Here is a 22,724-nt window from a genome sequence, read left to right as displayed (position 1 = left end):
ACAAAGCTAAACTTTAGTCGACTCAACTTTCCTCTAAGCTATTAAAAAGTCGCTTCAAAGCGCCGTATTACGGCATTTCCTCGATATTGAGTAGTAAAAGACCACAAAAAACTCTAGACAAAGGTATTAACACTGCCGACCCTAATTTAGAAAAGCCACAACTACTCCATTCAGACAATTGTTGGGTTCCTGTGAAAATTAAGTAAACTAGCAACACATCTGTTTTTACTATTCATTAAGGAATGCATGATGCTTTCTGGCTGGTCGATAATTCTTATCTCTTTCACCTACCTTGGCCTTCTATTCGCCATTGCACACTATGGTGACAAAAGTGCGCAAAAGAATGATCGCATTATCAGCCGACCAATCATCTATTCCCTATCTCTTGCAGTTTACTGCTCCTCATGGACTTTTTACGGTGCTGTAGGACGAGCAACCACCAGCGGCTGGGAGTTTTTAGCTACCTACCTAGGACCTGTCATCGTCTTTGTATTTGGCTGGCGCCTTATTGAGAAGATGATTCTCATCAGTAAGCAGCAGAACATCACTACAATTTCAGACTTTATCTCTTCGAGATATGGTAAGAGCCAAGCTTTAGCAGTACTCGTCACCATCATTGCGGTTACAGGCACTATGCCTTACATCGCCATGCAGCTTAAAGCGGTGGCCATCAGTTATAACGCACTTACACCTGGGACAGAAGAAGTTATCAGTAAGGGTAGCGATACTGCCCTTTTCGTTGCGATTGTAATGGCGATCTTCGCCATACTATTTGGTACTCGGCAGATTGATGCCACCGAGCACCACGAAGGCTTGGTATTAGCAGTTGCTTTTGAATCCATTGTCAAACTAACAGCGTTTATCGCTGTTGGTATTTTCGTTATGCTTGAGGTATTCGACGGTTTCGAAGACCTCGCCTACAACATAGCCACTCAGCTCAATAACAATTCCAATTACTCATCATTTCTAGACGACAGTTTTTTGACAGAGATATTACTCGCCTGCGCAGCGGTAATCTGTTTGCCACGCCAATTCCACGTAACGATTGTAGAAAACACCAATACAGGCCACTTAAAACTTGCTCGCTGGCTGTTTCCGATCTATCTCATCCTGCTAGCAATCTTTGTACTACCTATATCTACTGCGGGCATGCTTTATTTCGAGAACACCAGCGTCGACGCAGACACTTACGTTTTGATGCTGCCCTTAGCTGCAGACTATAAAGAACTCGCCACCTTTGCTTTCATTGGTGGCCTTTCAGCTTCTACGAGTATGGTTATTGTTGCCAGCATCACTTTATCCACAATGGTCTGTAACGACATCGTGATGCCACTTCTTTTCCGCATCTCTTGGCTACGCCTATCCGACACTAACGATGTCGGTGCACTCCTACTCAAAGTCCGTCGAATCACCATCATGTGCTTAATGATTCTGGCGTACTTCTACTATCGAATTCTAGGTGAGCAATCCCCTCTCGCCTCATTCGGTCTACTTGCTTTTGTTGCGGCCGCACAATTCCTTCCAGCGATCATTGGCGGTATATATTGGAAGGCAGGATCTCGGCACGGGGTGCTTGCTGGCTTAACAGGCGGCTTCCTTCTATGGCTATACACATTAGTACTACCATCATTTAGTGAAGCAGGCTTGCTTGGCCCTGAATACTTAAATAACAGTATCTTTGGTATTGAATGGCTTAAACCCACCCAGTTATTCGGCATTGAAGGCTTAGAACCTCTAACTCACGGCGTTTTCTGGTCTCTATTCTTTAATACCGCGCTGTATTTCTTAGTCTCCAAATACACAAGCTTACGCCTTGTTGACCGTATTCAAGCCAGCGCTTTTGTTGATGTTTACAACAAGGATTTAACTGAAGCCACACGCCAATATGGGCAGGTAACAGTCGGCGATCTACAAATGCTTACTGAGCGCTTCTTAGGTATTAGCAGAACTCAACATTCCTTTACCGGCTTCGCACTGCAACACGGAGAAGAACCACCTTTATCAGGCGATAAAGCGACCCCTGAATTAGTGCAGTTTACCGAACGCCTTTTAGCCGGCGTAATCGGCGCATCTTCTGCACGCATCGTGTTAGCCTCAACTTTACGCGGCAAAGACATGCATATCGGTGATGTCGTAACCATTGTTGACGAAGCCTCACAAGCACTACGCTTTAACCGCTCACTCCTGCAATCGACCATTGAAAATATCAGCCTAGGTATCAGCGTAGTGGACCAACAAATGCGACTTGTTGCCTGGAACCGCGTATACGTGGAGATGTTTGATTACCCAGAAGGCCTCATCTGCGTTGGCCGCCCGATCGAGGAAGTGTTCCGTTATAACGCCATGAAAGGCGAATATGGCCCAGGCAACAACGATGAACAAGTGACCAAGCGTTTAAAAGTCCTAAAATCCGGCAAGCGACATAGCTACGAACGTTTCCGCCCGGACGGCACCGTTCTAGAAGTGCGTGGTAACCCAATGCCAAATGGTGGCTACGTAAACACCTACATGGATATCACAGATCATAAGCATGTCGAAGAGGCACTAAGGGAAAGTGAGCAAAACATTAGGATCTACACCGATAATGTACCGGTACTAATTGCCTACCTTGATCCAGAGAGACGCTACCTGTTCATCAACAAAGCCTATGCCGACACATTTGGCCTTGATCGCAATACCATCTCAGGTCAACCTTGCTACAAGACAATGAGCGAAGATGAGTACGAGCTTAGAAGCCCTTATATAACCGCTGCTCTCGCAGGCAAACGTCAGCGCTTTGAAACCACGCTTCCGAGTGACAGCGGCCAGCCTCGCTATGCCGAGGTTAAATACATCCCGCACATTGGCGAATATGGCGATGTACTGGGTTACTTCACTCTCTACCAAGACATTACTGAGCGCCGTAAAGCTGAGTTAGCGCTGAAAGAGACCAATGAGACGCTAGAACAACGGGTACGTGAACGTACTCACGCACTCTCTGTTGTTAACAAAGAGCTACGAAAAGAAAATACGATTCGCTCCTTAATGGAAGACGAGCTCCGTCAAGCCAAGTCTGATGCTGATGACGCGAACTTGGGTAAGACCAGATTCCTAGCTTCTGCCAGCCACGACTTATTACAGCCACTTAATGCTGCGCGCTTATTCACATCAGCCTTAGCTCAGCAAAGCCATAGCGAAGAGACCAGCCAGCTGGTAGAAAACCTTAACGGCTCTCTAACTGCCGCTGAGGAGCTTATCACCGCGATCCTAGATATATCCAAACTAGATGCTGGTGCACTTGCGCCATCCATTACGGACTTTTCTCTGGATGATATGCTTAGTGCATTAAATACTGAATTTACCGCAGTCGCCGATAAAAAGTCGCTTAAGTTCCGAACTGTACAATGCAACAAGGTTGTACGCTCGGACCAACAGCTCCTAAGACGAATCATCCAAAACTTCCTATCGAACGCTATGCGCTATACACAAGAGGGCAAGATTCTGCTTGGATGCCGTCGCCGTAAAAACATGCTTAGAATCGAAGTCTGGGATACAGGCGTAGGCATAGCTGAAGACAAAATCAAAGAGGTCTTTGAAGAGTTCAGACGCATCGATAACCCTAAGCACTCTCAGGTACAAGGCCTAGGTCTCGGGCTTGCGATTACAGAACGAATTGCTCGCATGCTGGGCCACAAGCTTAATGTCCGCTCTTGGCCGACTAAAGGCACCGTATTCAGCGTCGAGATCCCCCTTGGCGACAGAACCAAAGCGGTTAAACCAAAGCCCGAAAAACGCGGCTGGATCCGCAGTAAAGGCCTAAACGGAATCCGAGCTATAGTGATCGACAACGAACCTAAGATCCTAGAAGGCATGTCAGCACTGCTTAACGGCTGGGGCTGCGATGTGAAAGTCGCTCTTTCCTCTAAAGAAGCAACCGACCTAATTCAATCAGAGAATTTCCAGCCAGAGATCATTCTAGCTGATTACCACCTCTCAGAAACACTAACAGGCATCATGGCTCTAGATGACCTAGCACCACTGTTGGATAAACCAGTACCAAGCATCGTTATCACTGCTGACCGCACTGAAGAGGTGAAGAACGAAATCCAAGATTATGGATCACAACTATTAACCAAGCCTATTCGCCCTGCGGCATTACGAGCAATGATTAATAAAACCATTGCCACAGCACGCGCTAGCGAAGCTGAAAACAAATAACCTTGAACCAATCACAACCAATAAAAAAGGCGCCATAGGCGCCTTTTTTTAAAATCTTTATTTTAGGTATTACTCAAGATCAGTCTTAGGCGGCTCGACACCAAGGCGCTGAGCAGCAATTACCGCTTGTGTACGACTATGAACACCCAGCTTACGTAAAATAGCTGTAACGTGCGCTTTGATCGTCGCTTCAGAAACGTTTAACTCATAAGCGATCTGCTTGTTTAACAACCCTTCAGTCAGCATCGTCAATACACGGAACTGTTGAGGCGTTAATGCAGATAATGCCGCAGCGAACTTTTGGTCATCTTCGCTTACGTCACCTAAATTATCAGCTACTTCCTGAGGCAACCATTCCTCACCTTCAAGTACAGCAACAATGGCTTCACCAATTGTTTCGAGAGGCGCTGATTTCGGGATAAAGCCAGAAGCACCGTAATCAATAGCACGCTTCATTACATGCGGTTGCTCACTGCCAGATACAACCACAACTGGGATCCCCGGGTTTTGACCACGCAAGAACACTAGACCAGAAAAGCCATTAGTGCCTGGCATATGAATATCTAATAACACCAGATCTGCATCAGAGTGCTGATCCACGGCTTCCTGCACTGCAGCCAACGAATCCGCTTCGATTGTTTCTACACCAGGCATTGCCTGAGTAACAGCCTGTTTTAAAGCTGCACGGAACAACGGATGATCATCTGCAATAATAATTTTTTGTGCTAACTGCATGCGTTCACTTCCCCCTTAAGAACCCTGTGACGAACGCCAACCGTTAATGAACGGTTAATCCAGTGAAGAGAATACCACTATAAAACAAAAAACTCCCGCAAGTCTCGGGTAATCCGCGACTTACAGGAGTTTTTTCAGACTAATTTATAAGAAGAATTAGTCCTGACGGTTCATACGGTTTTCGATTAGGTCATCTACTACAGATGGATCTGCAAGTGTAGAAGTATCACCTAAAGCACCGAAATCGTCTTCAGCGATCTTACGAAGGATACGACGCATGATCTTACCAGAACGTGTCTTAGGCATGCCTGGTGCGAATTGAATCAAGTCTGGAGATGCGATTGGACCGATCTCAGAACGTACGTGCATACGTAGTTCTTTAAGTAGCTCGTCAGACTGCTCGAAACCAGACTGTAGAGTTACATAAACGTAGATGCCTTGACCCTTAACTTCGTGCGGGTAGCCAACTACTGCTGCTTCAGCAACTGCTTCGTGAGCTACTAGTGCAGACTCAACTTCCGCAGTACCCATACGGTGGCCAGAAACGTTGATTACGTCATCTACACGACCTGTGATCCAATAGTAACCGTCTTCATCACGACGACAACCATCACCAGTAGTGTATACACCTTTGTATGTAGAGAAGTAAGTTTGGATAAAGCGCTCGTGATCACCCCAGATAGAACGAGCCTGAGATGGCCAAGAATCTTTAATTACTAGGTTACCGTCAGTCGCACCTTCCAACTCGTTACCATCAGCATCTAGAAGTGCTGGCTGAATACCGAAGAATGGACGAGATGCTGCACCTGGCTTAGCTGCAGTAGCACCTGGCAGAGGAAGAATCATCATACCGCCAGTTTCAGTCTGCCACCAAGTATCAACGATTGGGCAACGACCCTGACCGATAATGCGGTGGTACCATTCCCAAGCTTCTGGGTTGATTGGCTCACCTACAGAACCAAGGATACGTAGTGTAGATAGGTCAGAATCACCTAGTACATCTTCACCTTGCTGCATCAATGCACGAATAGCCGTTGGTGCAGTGTAGAACTGGTTAACTTTGTGTTTTTCGATAACACGGCCGAAACGGCTGTTATCTGGGTAGCTTGGAACACCTTCAAACATTAGTGAAGTTGCACCGTTAGCTAGTGGTCCGTATACGATGTAAGAGTGACCAGTAACCCAACCTACGTCAGCAGTACACCAGTAGATATCACCTTCTTTGTAGTCGAACGCGTACTCGTGAGTCATGGAAGCGTAAACCATGTAACCACCAGTAGTGTGCTTCAGACCTTTTGGCGCACCAGTAGAACCAGACGTGTAAAGAATGAACATTGGATCTTCAGCGTTCATCTCTTCAGCAGGGCAATCAGCAGATGCTTCAGCTACTAGATCTTCGTACCAAACATCAACATTGCTATCCCAAGCAACATCTTGCTCAACGCGCTTAACAACGATTACGCTTTCAACATGCGCTTTAGCTGCATCATGCTCTAACGCTTTGTCTACGTTAGCTTTAAGCGGAACAGACTTGCCTGCACGCAAAGAGTAGTTAGACGTTACAACAACTTTAGACTTCGCACCTTCGATACGAGCAGCTAGCGCTTCAGGAGAGAAACCACCAAATACGATAGAGTGGACAGCACCAATACGAGTACATGCCAACATAGCTACAGCAGCTTCTGGAATCATAGGCATGTAAAGCGTTACAACATCGCCTTTCTCTACGCCACGAGCTTTAAGAGCGTTAGAAAACTTACAAACGCGCTCATGAAGATCACGGTAAGTGATATTTTCAGATTCGCTTGGATCATCACCTTCCCAGATGATAGCAACCTGATCACCACGAGTTTCTAGGTGGCGATCAAGACAGTTGTGAGAAGCGTTCAACGTACCATCTTCGTACCAACGAATATCTACATTGTGTGGATCGAAAGTGGTGTTTTTAACTTTAGTGTATGGCTTAAACCAATCCAGGCGCTTACCTGCTTCACCCCAGAATGCATCCGGATCGTTAACTGATTGCTCATACATCGCTTCATATTTTTCGTTGTCGATGTGCGCGTTTGCCGCAATCTCCGGACTTACTGGATATACCTTTTCACTCATCGTGATGCCCTTAGCTTGATTGTTTTAGTTCTAAAATAACCCCAGATCGCTCTACTCCAATATTATTATTCTACGAGTCAGTTTGAGGCTTTATATCAGTACCTAGATTTATACAGAAGGGGTAGCGGGCCTCTGAATTAGACATTGGTATATCCGGTGTAAGACCTTAGTCTCTACAAGCTTTTTTTAAAAGCGCGTAAAAGGGATCTTTAAAAGCCTATTAACGACCAAGCAATTTATCTAAATCCAAGCCTTGTTCACGCATCTTAGCTAGCTTGTATCGCAGAGTACGCGGGCTTATCCCGAGATTTTCCGCTGCTTCCTTACGACTTCCGTGAGTAGCTTTTAGGGCATCTATAATCAGCTGAAATTCTCGCTGACGAACGCCCTCTCCCAACTGTCCTGAAAGATCTTCATCTTGATCAGTTTCTTGATTCACGTCATGTACAGTTGTGTGTGAAATATCTTCAGGATTGAGCATAAGGTCAGCAACACCGATTTCTGTACCGGATTGCAGTATCAAAGCTCGCTGCACAACATTGTCTAATTCACGCACATTACCCGGCCAAGAATAATCGGTCATCAAACGCTTAACATCATCAGATAACGCAACTGAAGTACGCTGCATTTTCTGGCAATACTTACCAAAAAGCCTTTCAGCCAAAGGCACAATATCAGCCGAGCGCTCACGCAAAGGTTTCCATTGCAATGGAAAGACATTAAGACGATAGAATAAGTCTTCTCTAAATTTACCTTCTGCAACGTAGCTATCTAATTTGCGGTTTGTGGTTGCCAACACACGAATATTAAGCTTGATAACTTTACGACCACCAATTCGCTCCACTTCTTGCTCCTGCAATACACGTAGCAACTTTGCCTGTAAACCAAGATCCATCTCGGAAATCTCATCAAGCAACAAAGTACCGCCATCAGCCTGCTCAAACTTACCGGGTGCACTTGCATAGGCACCAGTAAAAGCCCCTTTCTCGTGTCCAAACAAAGTAGCTTCGAGCATATTTTCAGGGATTGCAGCACAGTTAATCGCAATAAATGGCTTCTTAGCCCGCGAAGAGTGGTTATGGATGTATTGAGCCAAAACTTCTTTACCTGTACCTGACTCTCCAGAGATCAACACTGTAGAATCTGACGCTGCTACGCGACGAGCCAACTGCAGTAATTGCTGACTACTAGGCTCTTCCGCTATAGGCTGCTCCATTTCACTTGCCGCAGTCTCTCCAACCGCAAAGCGACGTACTGACGATATCAAGGCATCAGAATCAAACGGCTTCATCAAGTAATCGACAGCACCGGCTTTGATGGCCTCTACCGCTTTGCTTACTTGCCCAAAAGCAGTGATAAGCATAACCGGCAATGCAGGGTAAGTTTCGTGAATCTTATCTAACAACTGATGCCCATCCATACCCGGCATATTGACATCGGTTACGACCATAGCCACCTGCTGACGCGTCAAAATATCCAAAGCGGTTTCTGCATCTTCTGCTTCAAGATATTCAAAGCCTGCCAATTCCAACGTATCACAAAGCGCTTCGCGTAACTCGTTATCGTCTTCAACTATTAATATACGATTAGCCATTGCAGATCTTTTAACCCTCTTCCGAAGCAGACGTTATTGCCGGCAAAATTAGACTGGCGACAGTTCCCTGACCCGGCAGAGAATTAAGTAAGAATTGACCATGATGAGCATGCGCTACAACTTGAGCTACCGCTAAGCCCAATCCCGTACCATGGGATTTGGTGGTATAAAATGGTTCGAGCGCCCGCTTCAATTCATCTGCGCCCATTCCTGGCCCTTGATCAATAACATCGATGCGTAACTTCCCGTCCTGATCAGCGAAACGAACCATCAACTCCGCACCCTTACCGCAAGCCTGCAGAGCATTCTCAATCAAATTACTACAAACACCTAACAGCGCTTCTTTATTACACTGCAAACTATATTCGGGGACAGAATTCACACAGTCACAATCAGCATCGTAGTTTACCAATGGTACATCGAGCATATCTTCTAGTTCAGCCATCAGTGCTTTAGAGCTTACCTGCTCATCTAAACGCATTTCACCACGCGCAAAAATTAACATATCCCTAACTTGCTGTTCTAAATTAGTCAGGCGAGATTTAGCTTTAGTGGCAAATTTCTGACGCTGCTCTTGCAATAGATCTGGGCGATTAAGATGATCAACATAAAGTAAGGCCGCCGATAGAGGCGTTCTGATTTGATGCGCAAGTGACGCCATCATCCGCCCCATTTCAGATAGACGCTGATAATGAGACAAACGCCCCTGAAGAAGACGAGTTTCGGTCTGATCCGTTAATACCACCAATTGCCCTGGTTCATTATCCATTGCTCGTGTCATCAAACTGACTTTACGGCCATCTTTTAATGAAACTTCATGACCATCATCATTTTGAGGAGCAAAGCTACGTTCAATTATCTTAAACCACGGCTGTCCTTTGATAGGAGAACCCAACAAGTTCTCGGCTACCGAATTTACTTCTGAAATAATTCCCGAGCCATCAATAATGACTACACCAACTGGCATAACCGATAACAAATGCTGAAAACGATCATTCAGCTGTTGGCTATTCTGACTTTGACTTGCTTCAAGTTGAGCCAATTTCGTCTTATTAGCAGACAGCTCATTTTCTAATTGCTCTATGCGCTGTAGATACTGATCTTCACTGGACATATTACTTACGCTGCATCCCATATTTACGCATTTTTTCTACTAAAGTGGTCCGTCGAATATTTAACGTCTCCGCAGCTCGTGCAACCACATTGTCATTTACAGTAAGCGCTTGTTCTAATAAACGCTGCTCGATTGTTTCCAAATGTTTTTTAAGATCAATACCTTCATCTGGAAGCTTATCCAGCTCTACAGTTTGAGAAATACCGCCCCCTTCTAATAAAACAGCATTTTCGGCTTGTTCGTATAATTCAGGATTTGGCTCAGGAACATTCTGAAATTTAGGCGGCAACTCAGAAACACCAACCACGCCGTTCGGGTAAAGGATCGCCATACGCTCAATTAAGTTGGAGAGTTCCCGCACATTACCGGGCCAAGGATGCAATTGCAGGGATGCTATCGCACTATTTTGAAAACGAACAGCATCTAAACCTTGCTCTGGAAGTCGACGTGAGAGCTCATCCAGCAATAAAGGGAGGTCACCTGCACGCTCTCTTAATGGCGGCATATCTATAGGGAAGACATTTAGGCGGTAATATAAATCCTCCCTAAACTCACCCGTTTCGATCATCTCTTCCAAGTTTTTATGCGTTGCCGCGATCACTCGAATATCAGCGTCTAAGGTTTTAGTCCCACCAATTCGCTCAAACTTACGCTCTTGCAATACTCGAAGAAGTTTAACCTGCATAGGCAGCGGCATATCACCAACTTCATCCAAGAAAAGCGTTCCGCCTTGAGCCAACTCAAAACGCCCAGGTCGACTAGACACCGCTCCAGTAAAGGCGCCTTTTTCGTGACCAAAAAGCTCGCTTTCGAGAAGATCCGCAGGAATGGCGCCACAGTTTATAGGTACAAAAGGACCATTTTTACGCACTGAATGATCATGAAGACTGCGAGCTACAACCTCTTTACCTGTGCCTGACTCACCGGTAATCAAGACATTTACATCTCTACCAGCCACTTGAGACATCGCCCGTCTCACTTGCAACATTGACTGGCTAATACCCACTAATCCAGAGAAAAGATCGACCTGTGCAAGCGATGCATCATCTGCTCTCAATCTAAATAACTGCGCTCGATGCAAACAATCCAGTAACTGCTGATAGTTAAACGGAACTGAAAGCTGCCCAACCACACACTGGCGTAAGGAGTCAGACAGTTCTGCAACGTCTGACCATTCATCCAACGTCACCACAGCAATAGAAGCAAACTTATCTTGAAAATCTTTAACAAGCTTTTCTAAAGAGATAGGTAGCTGACTTTGACCCAGCAGCACCAAATTGATCTGATCTGTGCTTATCTCACTGTTAGATTGAAACCAATCAACAAAACCGCAAAATTCACACGGCTGATCAAGAAAAGAAAAAGCGGAACTCAAAAGCTCCCGCCGACTTAGATCATCATCTATGACTAAAACCGAAGACATGCCTAACCATTATTAAAAGCTGCTTGTTAATAATGGTAATAATTAACCGAGAAAGGAGAAATGTCAATAAACTGTCACTTTTAATCCACAAATCAAAACCCGCTATTTTTTTGACTAAATTTCTTCAGGCATAAAAAAAACCGCAAATATGCGGTTTTCAAATAAGGATAGAAAAATGATCCGTATCACTTCTCTCCGATTTGAATATCGTTTGGCATCTCAGCCCAACCTTGTTTGATTTCAAGCATCAGATTCATCACTTCCTGAACCTTATCAGCATCATTATGACGATTTGCAGACATAATAGAGCGCAACATATAGTCATATAATGCATCTAAATTTGCAGCGACCTCCCCACCCTGCTCAAGATCCAAGCTACCTTTCAAACCGACTAGGATCTCTGTAGCCTTATTTAGATGCTGAGTTCTTTCTTCAATAGCGTTGCGTTCAATTGAGCCTTTAGCTTTCGCTAAAGCACCTAACGCGCCATCCAATAGCATCGATATCAATTTATGCGGGCTAGCCGTTTCTACCGTTGCCCGAAGATCAACACTTTGATACTGCTTTAATGCGTTCAGATTAACGCTCATTGTTACACCTACAAATAACTAAATACACGGCTTCGCCGTAATACATACAAATAATTAAGAGCTTGACGCTGTAAACGGCAAACGATCTAAGATCCCGTCCAACTGATTACCAGTACTCTGGAAGCTACTGACAATTCGCTCCATCGCTAAAAACTGAGAATATAACCTTAGCTCAAGTTTTTCCATTTTTCGATCAAGCTCAGCGCGATCATCGGTAATATCTTCTAAGGAATTATTAATATTGGTTTCACGAGTTTGTATTGAACCATCGCTAGCTAATAGGTCATCAATTAGCTTGCTCAATTCACCTGCCAACCCTCGTGAGAATGTTGTTGTCACCGCACCAGCAGCAACCGCATTTTCGCCAACAGTAAAGTTAAGACCATACGCATCGGAATCAATTGGTGGCAAAAGGACATTACCTGAACCAAACGCAGTTTCACCTGCAATAGTCCCCACAGCATCAACCCCATTATCATTCAGATCAGTCAAACCAAGCTGCCCAGCATTGACACCAAAATCAGCTGAATCAAAATCTATTTCGGAAGCACTACCATAAGCCCTAGAGGTAAAGGTGAATTCACTGCCGTTATAACCAACATCCAAAGCAATATTCGCATCTTTGATATTGGCATCACCATTAATCATGGCTTGAAGGTCAGCCCTGACTTCTTCGATACTCGAATATGTCCCGCCGAGGATAATATCTTCGGACTTCACCCCATCGACAGTAATTTTAAAAGCATAATCAGCACCAAGGGTCGTAGTTGGAGCAAACGTAAGCGTTTGCGCATTTCCTGTTACTGTTGCTTTTTCAGGGTTTGTTGTGACAATAACCTCATAATCACCAGCTAGTGTATCTGAAGCATAGCTACCCACTTTTACAGAGACTTCATCATTAGTACTTTCTGTTGTAGTAGCAAACAAACTTTCAATCAGATCAAAGTTATCACTAAAGGCTTCACTAAAATCATCTTCATCTATCGCTAGCGTGCCATCCAGCTCTGTGCGCACACCTATATTAGTCAGCGCCGTAAAGCCTGAATCTAAACCAGGTACAGAGGCCGTTACAGAGGTACGCAGACGGTTTATAAGTGTTTTAGCCGTACCGTCTGTTGAAAGGTCACCCTTGACGATCTGGTTATTTTCATCCCTTGAAACACCTGTGAGATTGGATGATGTTTCAAAAAACAGGTTATACGCATCAACAAAGTCTCTCACAGCTTGTTCAGCAATGGCTGTATCAGCACTCACAGTAAAAGTAAGACTTGTTCCAGGGTCCGCTTTATTAAGAGAAAAATTAAAACCCTGAATAACATCATCTATCTCATTGGTATCTCGATAGACAGTTAATCCATTTACTTTAATTTCAGCATCTTTACCCTGCTGAGTTTCTGTGACTTGAGAATGCTCTGTTTCATTAAATTCAAATACACTTAATCCCGTGCTATCACCTTTTGTTGCATCATCACTGGATATACGTAAGGCATTATTTTCACCGGACGGTGCCGTCAACAGGAGCTGATATTGGCCATCAACAAGCAACACAGATGCCTGAACATCTGCATCTTCCTCATTAATTTTATCTGCAATATCTTGAAGAGAATCACTCTCCTCTACCGTGATATTTAGTGCAGCCCGATCAGCATTCGTCGTAAAGCTATAAGGGTCTTGATCCGTATCCACATCGGCCCCTGGATCGGCATCTTCATCATAAGTCCACTGACCAAAACTAATGGTTAATGTGCCCGCATAATCCGCCCCTAAAGCAGCATCTTTATCAGCATAAGCCCCTGACGCCAAGGACTGTGACTGAGCAACATCAACTACTTCTATCTGATATGTACCTGTCTGTGCCCCCGCATCTACCGAGTTGGGTGTAATCACATCAGAGTCAGGAAATGATACAGAACGACCATTAAAAGTATCATTATCAGCCAGCGTAGCCATCGCACTCTGAAACTCTGACAGTGTACTTTTTAATATCCCGTAAGCTGAAATTTGTGCTTCAAGACTTTCCTGTTTGCTATCAAGTCTCTGCTCTCTTGGCGCACGCTCAATTTCAACAAGATTACTAACTAGACTGGAGGTATCGATACCAGAACCGGCCCCCAGTGATCTAATGATACTATCACTCATAGCCAACGCCTCTGGTTTTTAGGTGAGTGGAAGAAGCCCGTAGTGTCTCAGGCTTCCTCGTTAAAGATCAAGCCCATCATGCGATCAAATGACTCCGCAAAACGCAGTGCTTCTTCATTTGGAATCTGACGGATTACTTTATCTGTGCTTAGATCACGCACTTGAACTACTACTTTTTCTGATGAGTTATCTACAGAAAAGTTCAGAGAGCGCTGACTGCTTTTCATCATCTCATTTAGACGATCAATCGCAGCATCCAACTTCTCAGCGGAGAGTTCCTGCGTTTGTTTAGCTTGCTCTTGAAGACGCTCATTGCTTTGCGACTCCGCAGCCTGACGCTGAACCTGCTCTGCTTGCTGAGGCTGCTGGGTAGGCTGAACTACGTTAGCTGCACTGTTCGCAGCATTTAGTGATTCTATAGCCATAACGCATTCCTCTTTTTAAATTCTTTGCAGTAGGAGCTCACCCTATGAGCGATCATTCCTTTCCTTTGGAAACTTTCGGCCAGAGGCTGGCCTCCTACAAAATCTTCTACCGACTTAGCCCCACCAGCAACCAGAGGTCACTAGCAGGGCTTTTCTGTGTAGGAGCTCACCCCGTGAGCGATTAATCTTTAAAAGATTCATCGGCCAGAGTACCCAGAGGGCATAAAAGGCTGGCCTCCTACAACATTATAGCTACTATCTTACTGAAGCAGTGATAGAACCTGCTGTGGCGCAGCATTTGCCTGAGCCAACATTGCAGTACCTGCCTGCTGTAGTACCTGAGCACGAGACAGTGCTGCAGATTCTGCAGCGAAGTCCGCATCTTCAATTCGAGAACGGGCAGCCGCTACGTTCTCAGATACGTTTGCCAAGTTATTCACAGTGAAGTCTAGACGGTTGTTGATCGCACCCAGATCACCACGAGTTTCGTTGATAGTTTCTAGGGCATTATCAATTACATCGATTGCTTTCTGCGCACCGTTTGCAGTAGAGATATCAATACTACTTACCGCCGCACCAAACTTACCGCCACCAGCAGAGTTTGCATCTAGTAGGCCAGACTTAGCTTGTGCCGCTGCATCTTTATGCTCAACACTGATGCTAGCACCAGATTCAGACTCAAGCTTGATACCGCCTGCAGCATCGGCAACCGTAACACCACCGCCAAGAATTGCTGTTAGAGCAGCACCTGCATCAGGTGTACCAGCTGCAGAACCAAATGCAATCTGAGACACTTCACCTTCTAGTATCAGGTTCTGACCAGATAAGGTCGCAGTAACACCCGTAGCATCTTTCACACCATTAATTGCTGTCACAAGCGCATCAAGGTTTGCACCTGATGTGATAACTTCACCGTTGATAGAGAAATCACCAGCTGCCCAAGCACCTGTCGCTGTAGATGTATCAATTTCTACACCAGAGAAAACTGTTGCAGTAACACCAGTTTCATCACTGATATCATTGATTGCATCTACTTTATCTAGCAATCCACCTGACTCACTCGCACCAACATCAACACCATTGATGGAGATATCACCGACAGCAAATGCAGTACCATTAACAGCTTCACCCTCGATTTCACCCGCCGCATCATTTTCACGGAAACCTAGGTCTTCTAGATCAGCAAGCGTACCTGTAGTACCTCGAGTAACGGTAATGTCATCACCACTATCAGAAGTAAGGGCAAGGGAAGCTGTTTGCGCACCAGCTATGGTACCACCCGCATCACCAGCATCAACAATGGTAAAGTTTTCAACATTTTCAGCTGTAATTGTTAATTTGCCATCATCACCGATTGAAGCCGAGATTAAACCACCACCTTCTTCGTTAAGCTTATCGGCTAGCTCTTCTAGGCTCTCAGTATCTTTTACAGAGATAGAAGACGTACCACCATCAAGGTTTGTAATGTTAACTGTAAAGACCTCTGCATCTGCCAATACACCATCACCTACAGCCCCAGCGGTTTTACTAACAACAGTACTAGCTGTAACACCGTTTACATTTTCGTTGATTTTGTTAACTAACTCATCCATGTCGTCAGTACCACCAGTCCAGGTTTCACCAACAGCTAGGATTGACTGCCCGTTAACTAACACATCGTTATGTGCCAATGCAGTAGTATCAGCAACAAGCGTATTCGCGCCACCTAACAGGTCAACACTTGTAGAACCAAGACCTAGAGTATCTGCATCCATACCTTGAATATTTAATTCAATGGTCTGATTAGCTTCAGAACCAACCTGCAGATCCACTTTGCCTAAAGTACCGTCAAGAATGTTAAGACCGTTGAATGCAGTTGTCTCCGCGATACGATCAAGCTCAGCTACTAGCTGCTGAACCTCTGCATTCAATGTAGAACGGTTACCTTCATCGTAAGTACCGTTGGCAGACTGGATAGATAGTTCACGCATACGTTGCAAGATGTTTGTAGACTCGTCCAAAGCACCTTCAGCAGTTTGGATAAGAGATACACCGTCATTCGCGTTACGGATTGCCTGATCAAGACCACGAACCTGAGAAGTCATACGGTTAGAGATCGCTAGACCCGCCGCATCGTCTGCTGCAGAGTTGATACGCTTACCGCTTGTCAAACGCTCCATAGCTTGGTTCTGTTCACCCTGAGAAAGGGTCAAGTTACGCTGAGCGTTCAGCGACATAATGTTTGAGTTAATTACCATTGCCATGAGATTTTCTCCTCACATTCAGCCGAGTCTGACCGGCCGTAATAAAATAGTTTGCTGTCCGAATTTCCCGATTTAAAAGGGGTTAGGAAATCCAAGCTTGAGAGTGTTATCGACCGCAAACAAAAACGCTTTAGAAAAAATTTATATTTTTTCCGAAGCTTTCTTATTTGCTCGTAACGCCTCGTTGATTTTTGTTATCGGCAAGCACACACTTAGCATTAGAAAAATTTTGCAGGAATAATTAAATGAGCGTTTTAATTGAAAAAGCCCAAACCGCTTTAGCTCAAGCAGAAAAGATGAACAGTGCTGCTAAAGAAGATAATTGGAATTTAGTTCAGGAGCTACAATCCGAACATGGCGAACTTGTTTCGCAGCTAGCCATAGCTGACGTGCCTTCCGAGCTAGCAACCAAACTAAGAGATATTTTAATTCAAGTAAGAACCTTGAATCGCGAAACAGAATCACTTGCTGACAAAACAAAAAAACAGTTAGTGCAAGAAAAGAAGACCCTACAGAAAGCCACCAAGATGCAGAAAGCCTTAGATGCATTTAAATAATTGTAGGAAGCATCTTTCGCTCACGGGGTAAGCTCCTACGCTACACCCGTAGGAGGCCAACCCTTGGCCGATATTACAGAACACCTCATTAACCTTCTTTCGCTCACGGGGTGAGCTCCTACAAATCGTTTTGATGGAAGGCAACGTCCCTATAGATAGACGTAATCCCACCAAGGGTATTGCCTCACATTTTCACACAACCCGGCCCTAACCGGATTTAACACAATGTAACGCGCCACATCCTCTATCGCTTCCTCCTTTCTCAACGCATGATCATAATATCCTGACTGCCAAATCGGTGTTCCGGCTTTTTGCGTAACCATGACTTTCAACAGTCTCACCGTTTCAGAAAGATTCTTTATATCATTAAGCTTCATTAGCCAATGAATATGGTCCGGCATAACAACAAATGCCAAAGTGAATGCTTCTGGAGTTAAACGCTTTAAACACAGAACAGCATACCTAGCTAGCGAAGGATCGTTAAAAAAGGGATATCGATTTTTGCAAGTTATGATGATGTGATAGATATGTCCTGTACAACTATACCTACCTCTGCGAAGCGCACTCGCATTTCCTTTTCTCATATACACATCCTTGTGTTATTTGATTTAAATCTAATTTTTCGCTCACTGGGTGAGCTCCAACCAACATACCAGTAGGAGGCCACCCTGTGGCCGATAAAGCCATATCAAAAAGCTAAAGAACCTTAGCTTTATCCTTAGACTTATCCTTACTCGGAAACAGCAAACACGCGATTGCTGGCAATAGAATCAACGCACCAAGCATGTTCCAGATAAACATAAAGGTTAAAAGTACTCCCATATCTGCTTGGAACTTTATTGGTGATAATGTCCAAAGGACTACACCAATCGCAAGGGTTAAACCGGTGAAAGCAACTGATTTCCCTGTACTTTGCAAAGTTTCTAGATAAGCCTTGGACAGTGAATGACCTTGTTTGAGAAAGGTCTGCATTTTGGAATAGATATAGATGCCATAATCCACACCTATGCCTACACCTAAAGCAATCACGGGCAGGGTCGCCACCTTTACGCCAATGCCCAACTGAGCCATTAAGGCCTGACAAAGTACAGAGGTTAACGCTAGAGGCGCGATAATACAGATAACTGTTCTTATCGACCTAAACGTCAGCAAGCAGAGTAAGCTCACAACAGAGTAAACCCAAATCAGCATCTCATATTGGGCTGTTTCAATGACCTCATTGGTTGCCGCCTCAAAACCTGCCTTACCTGCAGCCATTTTAAATTGGATATCTTCTGTGCCGTATTCAGCAGCAAAATTATCGACTGCCGCTGTTATATCTTTGAGTGTCTGGGCTTTATGATCATCCAAGAACACGATTACAGGTAGTAAAGAACAATTTGAGTTCATCAAACCTGCTGGCACATGAGAAAGTGAGGCATTAATCACGTATTGGTTACGCAGCACTGTTCGCCACTTTAGACTGCCCTCATTAAGGCCTGCGGTAACACGCTCGGATACGTCAACTAAGGATATGCTGGATTGAACACCTTTAATGGATCGCAGATAGAACTGAAATCTGTCCACAACCTCTAAAGTTTTATAATGACTACACTGCTCCTCTTGTGTAGTGACCATCACCACAAACACATCACTGGATGTCGAGTAATTAGAGGTTACAAACTGATTATCCAAGTTATAACGAGAGTCAGCACGAAGCTCTGGGGCTCCTGCATCAAGATCTCCTATTTGTAGATCCTTACTACCATACAAACCTAGCACCAACATAATGCAAGCAGTCGTTACCGCGATCGTTGCACCTATAGGGCGGGAGAAAAAGCTCAGGTAATGCCAATATGAACTTTCCGATTCAATACTTCGTTTAGCTTTTGTTATCGCTCGCTTACCCACCCCGACGTAACTCATAAGTAATGGCAATAGCATCAGGTTAGTCAGCACAATAACTGCAACACCCAGAGAAGCTGCAACCGCCAGATCTTGAATTACCTCAATCTCTATCACCATTAAAGTGATAAACCCGATTCCGTCAGAAATTAGCGCAGTAATACCTGGAATATAGATCGCTTTAAAAGCATGTCGTGCCGCAACCAGCTTACTCGAGCCTTTAGTCGCCGATTCTAAAGTGATCGTATTTACAATCTGCACACCATGACTAACCGCTATGGCGAACACCAAAAACGGCACCAACATCGAATAGGGATCGATACCATATCCAAGCAGATTGAGAAGACCTAACTGCCAAATAACCGCAGCCAGTGAGCAAACCAGTGGAACGATGGTGCCCATCACGCTACCAGAATAGAGATAAAGCAATAGCAACGTAACAACTATGGCCACAGCAAAGAACAAGGCAACTTCAGTCGCACCATCAATAAGGTCACCAACGATTTTGGCAAACCCTGTCATATGAATATCAATTTGATCTGAGCTGTACTTGTCTCGTACTAGAGTCTCCAACTGCTCGGAGAAAGCCTGGTAATCTAGTTTTTCACCGGTTTCAGGATGTAAATCAAATAGCGGAACCTGCACCATGGCCGATTTAAAATCGTTACCTACCAGAATGCCGACTTGCCCAGAACGTAAGATATTGGTTCTTACCTGCTCCAAACTTGCGCTAGAACCATCATATTTAGCAGGGATAACAGGCCCGCCTACAAACCCATCCTCGGTTACCTCGGTCCAACGAACATTTGGCGTCCAGATAGACTTAAGTGCAGATCGGTCCACCCCTGGAATAAAAAACAGCTCATCCGTTACTTGCTTTAAAGTTGTCTGAAATTCAGGTGTAAAAATATCACCCTCTTTGGCAGCTACAACCACTCGGATACTATTTCCAAGGCCCGCTAGGTCATCACGATATTCAATATAGTTTTCCACATACGGGTGTGATGCAGGGATCATTTTCACAAAACTAGCATCAGGGCGAACCTGAGATGCTTGCCAAGCTAGCAGTGCTGTTATCAATATAAAGATGAACAGTAATACTTTGCGATAGCTAAAAAGAAGCGTCTCAGCTAATCGTTCACTGGTATTGATCGGCCATAACAGAAGAGCGGATAGCTTATTCATTCTCAGCACCCTCCTCTAAAGCGATCTTTGTGACACCAACCTCACCTACCGCTATAAGCTTATTCTCGAGATGGGTCACCGCTGAATAACTCAACAATCCTCGCTTAGAAAAAGCCTCAAAGCCGCTCGCAGCCTTTTGTAAAAGCGCCCCACCTTGCCCTACTAGATATACTTTTCCATCCACTTCCACTGCGTCATTAATTGTCGATTTAACAGGTAGTTCTATTTGCTCCCAAACTCCCGATTCAACTCTTTTCAACGCATTGCCTCTTAACCCCATCAGATATAGCTCATCACCTTCCACCATAGAAAAAAAAGAGCCCTGATATGGTAAAGAAAGGCTTTCCCAGCTCAAGCCTTTATCATTGCTTTTTAGTAACAAACCAGCTTCACCTAGCACAAACAACTCACCCTGTTTGGAGTAGAACAGTCGATTAAAATGAAGGCCTTCAGGGTTAGGTAATTTATGGCCTGTGTAATGCCAACTAGCACCCGCGTCCTCTGTTTGAATAAAAAGGCCGTATGCACCTACAGCAAACCCTTTTTGGGAATCGATAAATGCGATATCTAATAATGGAGAGCTTGCTCCTTCATCTGCTACGAACAAAGCATCATCTAGTTGGTATTCGAGGTTTTCTAACTCAACTGGATCATATTCTTGCGCAGAAATTTCTGAGATCGATTTTTCAATAGCTTTGACACGCAATTGGTTGAGCTGGTTGCCATTTAGTATTAACTGCCATTGTGCACCTGAATCTTTACTTGAGAGCAGTACGCCATCATGCCCTACTGCCCAACCAGCTGCATGATTAAAGAAGTTAACAGCCGTCAGCATGGTACTGACAGGCACTTTAGCTTGTTGCCATTTTTCACCTTCATCATCCGAGAAGATAATGACTCCTTGCTCGCCCACAGCAACCAATCTTTGACCGGCAACATCAATATCAAGCAGCAAGCTACTATCCAAGCCGCCTTGCTCTAAAGCAGAAAGCTGTAATCTATCAGCTTTTACCAATCCTATATTTAACAAGAGCGCTATACTCAGTAGCGCTGTTGGCAATCGTTTCAGCATGCAAAAACCCAATTATTATTTTTGTCGGGAGGATTATGGCAGCTTGCTACAAAGCCACCTTTTGCTCAATAACATCCATCCGCATAATCACTAACAATAATAGTCAGCAATTTAATACTGATTGAAGATCAGTACAAAATTTGCTCACCAGCGCACATCAAATACGAATATTTAAAACTGATAATTTAGGCTTTCTCTTATATAAAAAACTGCCATTAGAAACAGATAGTTACCAATAAAATTTATTACATTTATATGACATAACGCATATTCAAACATCAACTTCCATGCTAGGTTTAACCTATGCTTGTTGTAGGGCTCAAAATAGATATGCTTAAACCTATTCGTAACTTCTTCGTGCATTTAGCCACGATTTTAATTGCCAGCGGCCTTTCCCTATGCGCTACTGCCAATGACAACGATCAATATATTCGTGTTTCTGACTACTTATTAGAACACCCCGAACAACGCCAAAAGATGCTGACGTTTTCTCAAATAGTGCGTAACGAAGCCTCTCCCTTACAAACAAGCAATGAGAAACCGATCAAAATTGCAATCATCTATCCGGCAGAACAATCTTCAGACTACTGGAGAAGAAGCGTAAGCACCCTTGAAAAGCGCTTATCCGAACTTAATATTTCCTATGATATTAACAGTTATTTTTCCCGGCCCACTGTCGATATTTCACTGCAGAGCGAACAACTTAACGACGCAATCGCTTGGAAACCCGACTATTTAATCTACACACTTGACGCTCTTCGCCATCAAGCGATGATCGAACGAATTTTACTACGCGGAAAACCTAAATTAATTCTGCAAAACATCACAACCCCACTTCAACAATGGCAGCAACTAAAGCCCTTTCTCTATACCGGTTTTGACCATGAAAAAGGGACTCAGCTTCTTGCAAATCAGATGTTAACCCAGCATCCACAAGGCACTTATTCCATGCTGTACTTCTCTCAGGGATATGTAAGCCAGATGCGTGGAGATACATTTACACAACAAGCTGCAAACAATACCGACCTAAAATTAGTAAGCAGTTACTACACAAAAGGAATCAGCGAAATTGCTTATAAAGCAACACTCGCCTCCCTTAAAAAGACACCTGATTTAAATATGATTTTTGCTTGCTCAACCGATATAGCTTTAGGTGCACTCAAAGCTTTAGATGAAAACAATCTAAGTGATCAAGTAACTCTAAATGGTTGGGGCGGCGGCGATAGGGAAATAGAGGCACTCCTTGAAGGAAAATTAGACCTCACTGTTATGCGAATGAATGACGACAGTAGTGTCGCAATGGCTGAGGCAATAAAGATGGATATTTCAGGCCAAAGTAGTAGTGTGCCTCACATCTATTCAGGCGATATTGTTTTATTGAGCAAGAACACACACAAGGATGAGATTGAGCAACTAAAGAAAAGAGCTTTTCGCTACAGCAGTAACGGGCAGTAATC

15 protein-coding genes are annotated in these 22,724 nt (G+C 44.3%); 3 read left to right on the top strand and 12 right to left on the bottom strand.

The window, feature by feature from the left end; genetic code table 11:
* The first annotated feature begins 249 nt into the window (after positions 1-249).
* A complete protein-coding gene (locus ACMXYP_RS02400; protein WP_415883410.1) occupies positions 250-4,197 on the top strand; it encodes a NahK/ErcS family hybrid sensor histidine kinase/response regulator in 3,948 nt (1,315 codons plus the stop codon).
* 69 nt (positions 4,198-4,266) lie between these two features.
* On the opposite strand, the gene ACMXYP_RS02395 is transcribed toward ACMXYP_RS02400, so the two are convergent.
* The 9 genes from ACMXYP_RS02395 to ACMXYP_RS02355 all read right to left on the bottom strand — a co-directional run bounded on the left by ACMXYP_RS02395 (position 4,267) and on the right by ACMXYP_RS02355 (position 16,569).
* Positions 4,267-4,932, bottom strand: coding sequence for a response regulator transcription factor (locus ACMXYP_RS02395; protein ID WP_415883409.1), 666 nt, complete (start codon positions 4,930-4,932; stop codon positions 4,267-4,269).
* Between the two features lie 156 nt (positions 4,933-5,088).
* Positions 5,089-7,041, bottom strand: coding sequence for an acetate--CoA ligase (gene acs / locus ACMXYP_RS02390; RefSeq protein ID WP_415883408.1), 1,953 nt, complete (start codon positions 7,039-7,041; stop codon positions 5,089-5,091).
* Between the two features lie 220 nt (positions 7,042-7,261).
* A complete protein-coding gene (locus ACMXYP_RS02385; RefSeq protein ID WP_415883407.1) occupies positions 7,262-8,635 on the bottom strand; it encodes a sigma-54-dependent transcriptional regulator in 1,374 nt (457 codons plus the stop codon).
* 10 nt (positions 8,636-8,645) lie between these two features.
* Entirely contained in the window at positions 8,646-9,749 is a 1,104-nt protein-coding gene (locus ACMXYP_RS02380; protein ID WP_415883406.1) for a sensor histidine kinase, read from the bottom strand.
* A 1-nt stretch (position 9,750) separates the two neighbouring features.
* Complete coding sequence (locus tag ACMXYP_RS02375) at positions 9,751-11,172, bottom strand: sigma-54 dependent transcriptional regulator (protein WP_415883405.1); 1,422 nt, start codon at positions 11,170-11,172, stop codon at positions 9,751-9,753.
* Positions 11,173-11,357: 185 nt separating this feature from the next.
* On the bottom strand, positions 11,358-11,762 hold the full coding sequence (gene fliS / locus ACMXYP_RS02370; RefSeq protein ID WP_415883404.1) for a flagellar export chaperone FliS: 405 nt from the start codon (positions 11,760-11,762) through the stop codon (positions 11,358-11,360).
* A 54-nt stretch (positions 11,763-11,816) separates the two neighbouring features.
* Positions 11,817-13,901, bottom strand: coding sequence for a flagellar filament capping protein FliD (gene fliD, locus ACMXYP_RS02365; protein ID WP_415883403.1), 2,085 nt, complete (start codon positions 13,899-13,901; stop codon positions 11,817-11,819).
* Between the two features lie 47 nt (positions 13,902-13,948).
* On the bottom strand, positions 13,949-14,326 hold the full coding sequence (locus ACMXYP_RS02360) for a flagellar protein FlaG (RefSeq protein WP_415883402.1): 378 nt from the start codon (positions 14,324-14,326) through the stop codon (positions 13,949-13,951).
* 260 nt (positions 14,327-14,586) lie between these two features.
* Complete coding sequence (locus ACMXYP_RS02355; RefSeq protein WP_415883401.1) at positions 14,587-16,569, bottom strand: flagellin; 1,983 nt, start codon at positions 16,567-16,569, stop codon at positions 14,587-14,589.
* A 245-nt stretch (positions 16,570-16,814) separates the two neighbouring features.
* On the opposite strand from ACMXYP_RS02355, the gene fliT reads away from it, so the two are divergent.
* Positions 16,815-17,126 (top strand): flagellar protein FliT, encoded by a 312-nt coding sequence (fliT, locus tag ACMXYP_RS02350; RefSeq protein WP_415883400.1) that lies wholly within the window; start codon positions 16,815-16,817, stop codon positions 17,124-17,126.
* 149 nt (positions 17,127-17,275) lie between these two features.
* Here the strand turns inward: fliT and ACMXYP_RS02345 are convergent, their stop codons facing one another.
* The 3 genes from ACMXYP_RS02345 to ACMXYP_RS02335 all read right to left on the bottom strand — a co-directional run bounded on the left by ACMXYP_RS02345 (position 17,276) and on the right by ACMXYP_RS02335 (position 21,267).
* The gene (locus tag ACMXYP_RS02345) at positions 17,276-17,710 is read right to left on the bottom strand and encodes an REP-associated tyrosine transposase (protein WP_415883399.1); all 435 of its coding nucleotides are present in this window, start codon (positions 17,708-17,710) and stop codon (positions 17,276-17,278) included.
* A gap of 112 nt (positions 17,711-17,822) precedes the next feature.
* The gene (locus ACMXYP_RS02340) at positions 17,823-20,195 is read right to left on the bottom strand and encodes an efflux RND transporter permease subunit (protein ID WP_415883398.1); all 2,373 of its coding nucleotides are present in this window, start codon (positions 20,193-20,195) and stop codon (positions 17,823-17,825) included.
* Positions 20,188-21,267 carry a WD40/YVTN/BNR-like repeat-containing protein gene (locus tag ACMXYP_RS02335; RefSeq protein WP_415883397.1) on the bottom strand — a complete coding sequence of 360 codons (1,080 nt, stop codon included), beginning with the start codon at positions 21,265-21,267 and terminating at the stop codon, positions 20,188-20,190. The genes ACMXYP_RS02340 and ACMXYP_RS02335 overlap by 8 nt, the downstream gene beginning before the upstream one ends.
* Positions 21,268-21,570: 303 nt before the next feature.
* On the opposite strand from ACMXYP_RS02335, the gene ACMXYP_RS02330 reads away from it, so the two are divergent.
* The gene (locus ACMXYP_RS02330) at positions 21,571-22,722 is read left to right on the top strand and encodes a substrate-binding domain-containing protein (protein ID WP_415883396.1); all 1,152 of its coding nucleotides are present in this window, start codon (positions 21,571-21,573) and stop codon (positions 22,720-22,722) included.
* Positions 22,723-22,724 lie beyond the last annotated feature (2 nt).

Source organism: Neptuniibacter sp. QD34_54 (assembly GCF_047778055.1).
Classification (GTDB): Bacteria; Pseudomonadota; Gammaproteobacteria; order Pseudomonadales; family Balneatricaceae; genus Neptuniibacter.
Note: the sequence above shows the minus strand (reverse complement) of the source record. Positions and strands in the feature narration are given on the sequence as shown.

Excerpts from the sequence above, each read along its gene's own strand:
- ACMXYP_RS02330 (WP_415883396.1), top strand. The coding sequence starts at position 21,571 with ATGCTTGTTGTAGGGCTCAAAATAGATATGCTTAAACCTATTCGTAAC.
- ACMXYP_RS02400 (WP_415883410.1), top strand. The coding sequence starts at position 250 with ATGCTTTCTGGCTGGTCGATAATTCTTATCTCTTTCACCTACCTTGGC.
- ACMXYP_RS02395 (WP_415883409.1), bottom strand. The coding sequence starts at position 4,932 with ATGCAGTTAGCACAAAAAATTATTATTGCAGATGATCATCCGTTGTTC.
- fliD (WP_415883403.1), bottom strand. The coding sequence starts at position 13,901 with ATGAGTGATAGTATCATTAGATCACTGGGGGCCGGTTCTGGTATCGAT.
- ACMXYP_RS02375 (WP_415883405.1), bottom strand. The coding sequence starts at position 11,172 with ATGTCTTCGGTTTTAGTCATAGATGATGATCTAAGTCGGCGGGAGCTT.
- ACMXYP_RS02345 (WP_415883399.1), bottom strand. The coding sequence starts at position 17,710 with ATGAGAAAAGGAAATGCGAGTGCGCTTCGCAGAGGTAGGTATAGTTGT.
- fliS (WP_415883404.1), bottom strand. The coding sequence starts at position 11,762 with ATGAGCGTTAATCTGAACGCATTAAAGCAGTATCAAAGTGTTGATCTT.
- ACMXYP_RS02360 (WP_415883402.1), bottom strand. The coding sequence starts at position 14,326 with ATGGCTATAGAATCACTAAATGCTGCGAACAGTGCAGCTAACGTAGTT.
- ACMXYP_RS02355 (WP_415883401.1), bottom strand. The coding sequence starts at position 16,569 with ATGGCAATGGTAATTAACTCAAACATTATGTCGCTGAACGCTCAGCGT.
- acs (WP_415883408.1), bottom strand. The coding sequence starts at position 7,041 with ATGAGTGAAAAGGTATATCCAGTAAGTCCGGAGATTGCGGCAAACGCG.
- ACMXYP_RS02380 (WP_415883406.1), bottom strand. The coding sequence starts at position 9,749 with ATGTCCAGTGAAGATCAGTATCTACAGCGCATAGAGCAATTAGAAAAT.
- ACMXYP_RS02340 (WP_415883398.1), bottom strand. The coding sequence starts at position 20,195 with ATGAATAAGCTATCCGCTCTTCTGTTATGGCCGATCAATACCAGTGAA.
- ACMXYP_RS02385 (WP_415883407.1), bottom strand. The coding sequence starts at position 8,635 with ATGGCTAATCGTATATTAATAGTTGAAGACGATAACGAGTTACGCGAA.
- fliT (WP_415883400.1), top strand. The coding sequence starts at position 16,815 with ATGAGCGTTTTAATTGAAAAAGCCCAAACCGCTTTAGCTCAAGCAGAA.
- ACMXYP_RS02335 (WP_415883397.1), bottom strand. The coding sequence starts at position 21,267 with ATGCTGAAACGATTGCCAACAGCGCTACTGAGTATAGCGCTCTTGTTA.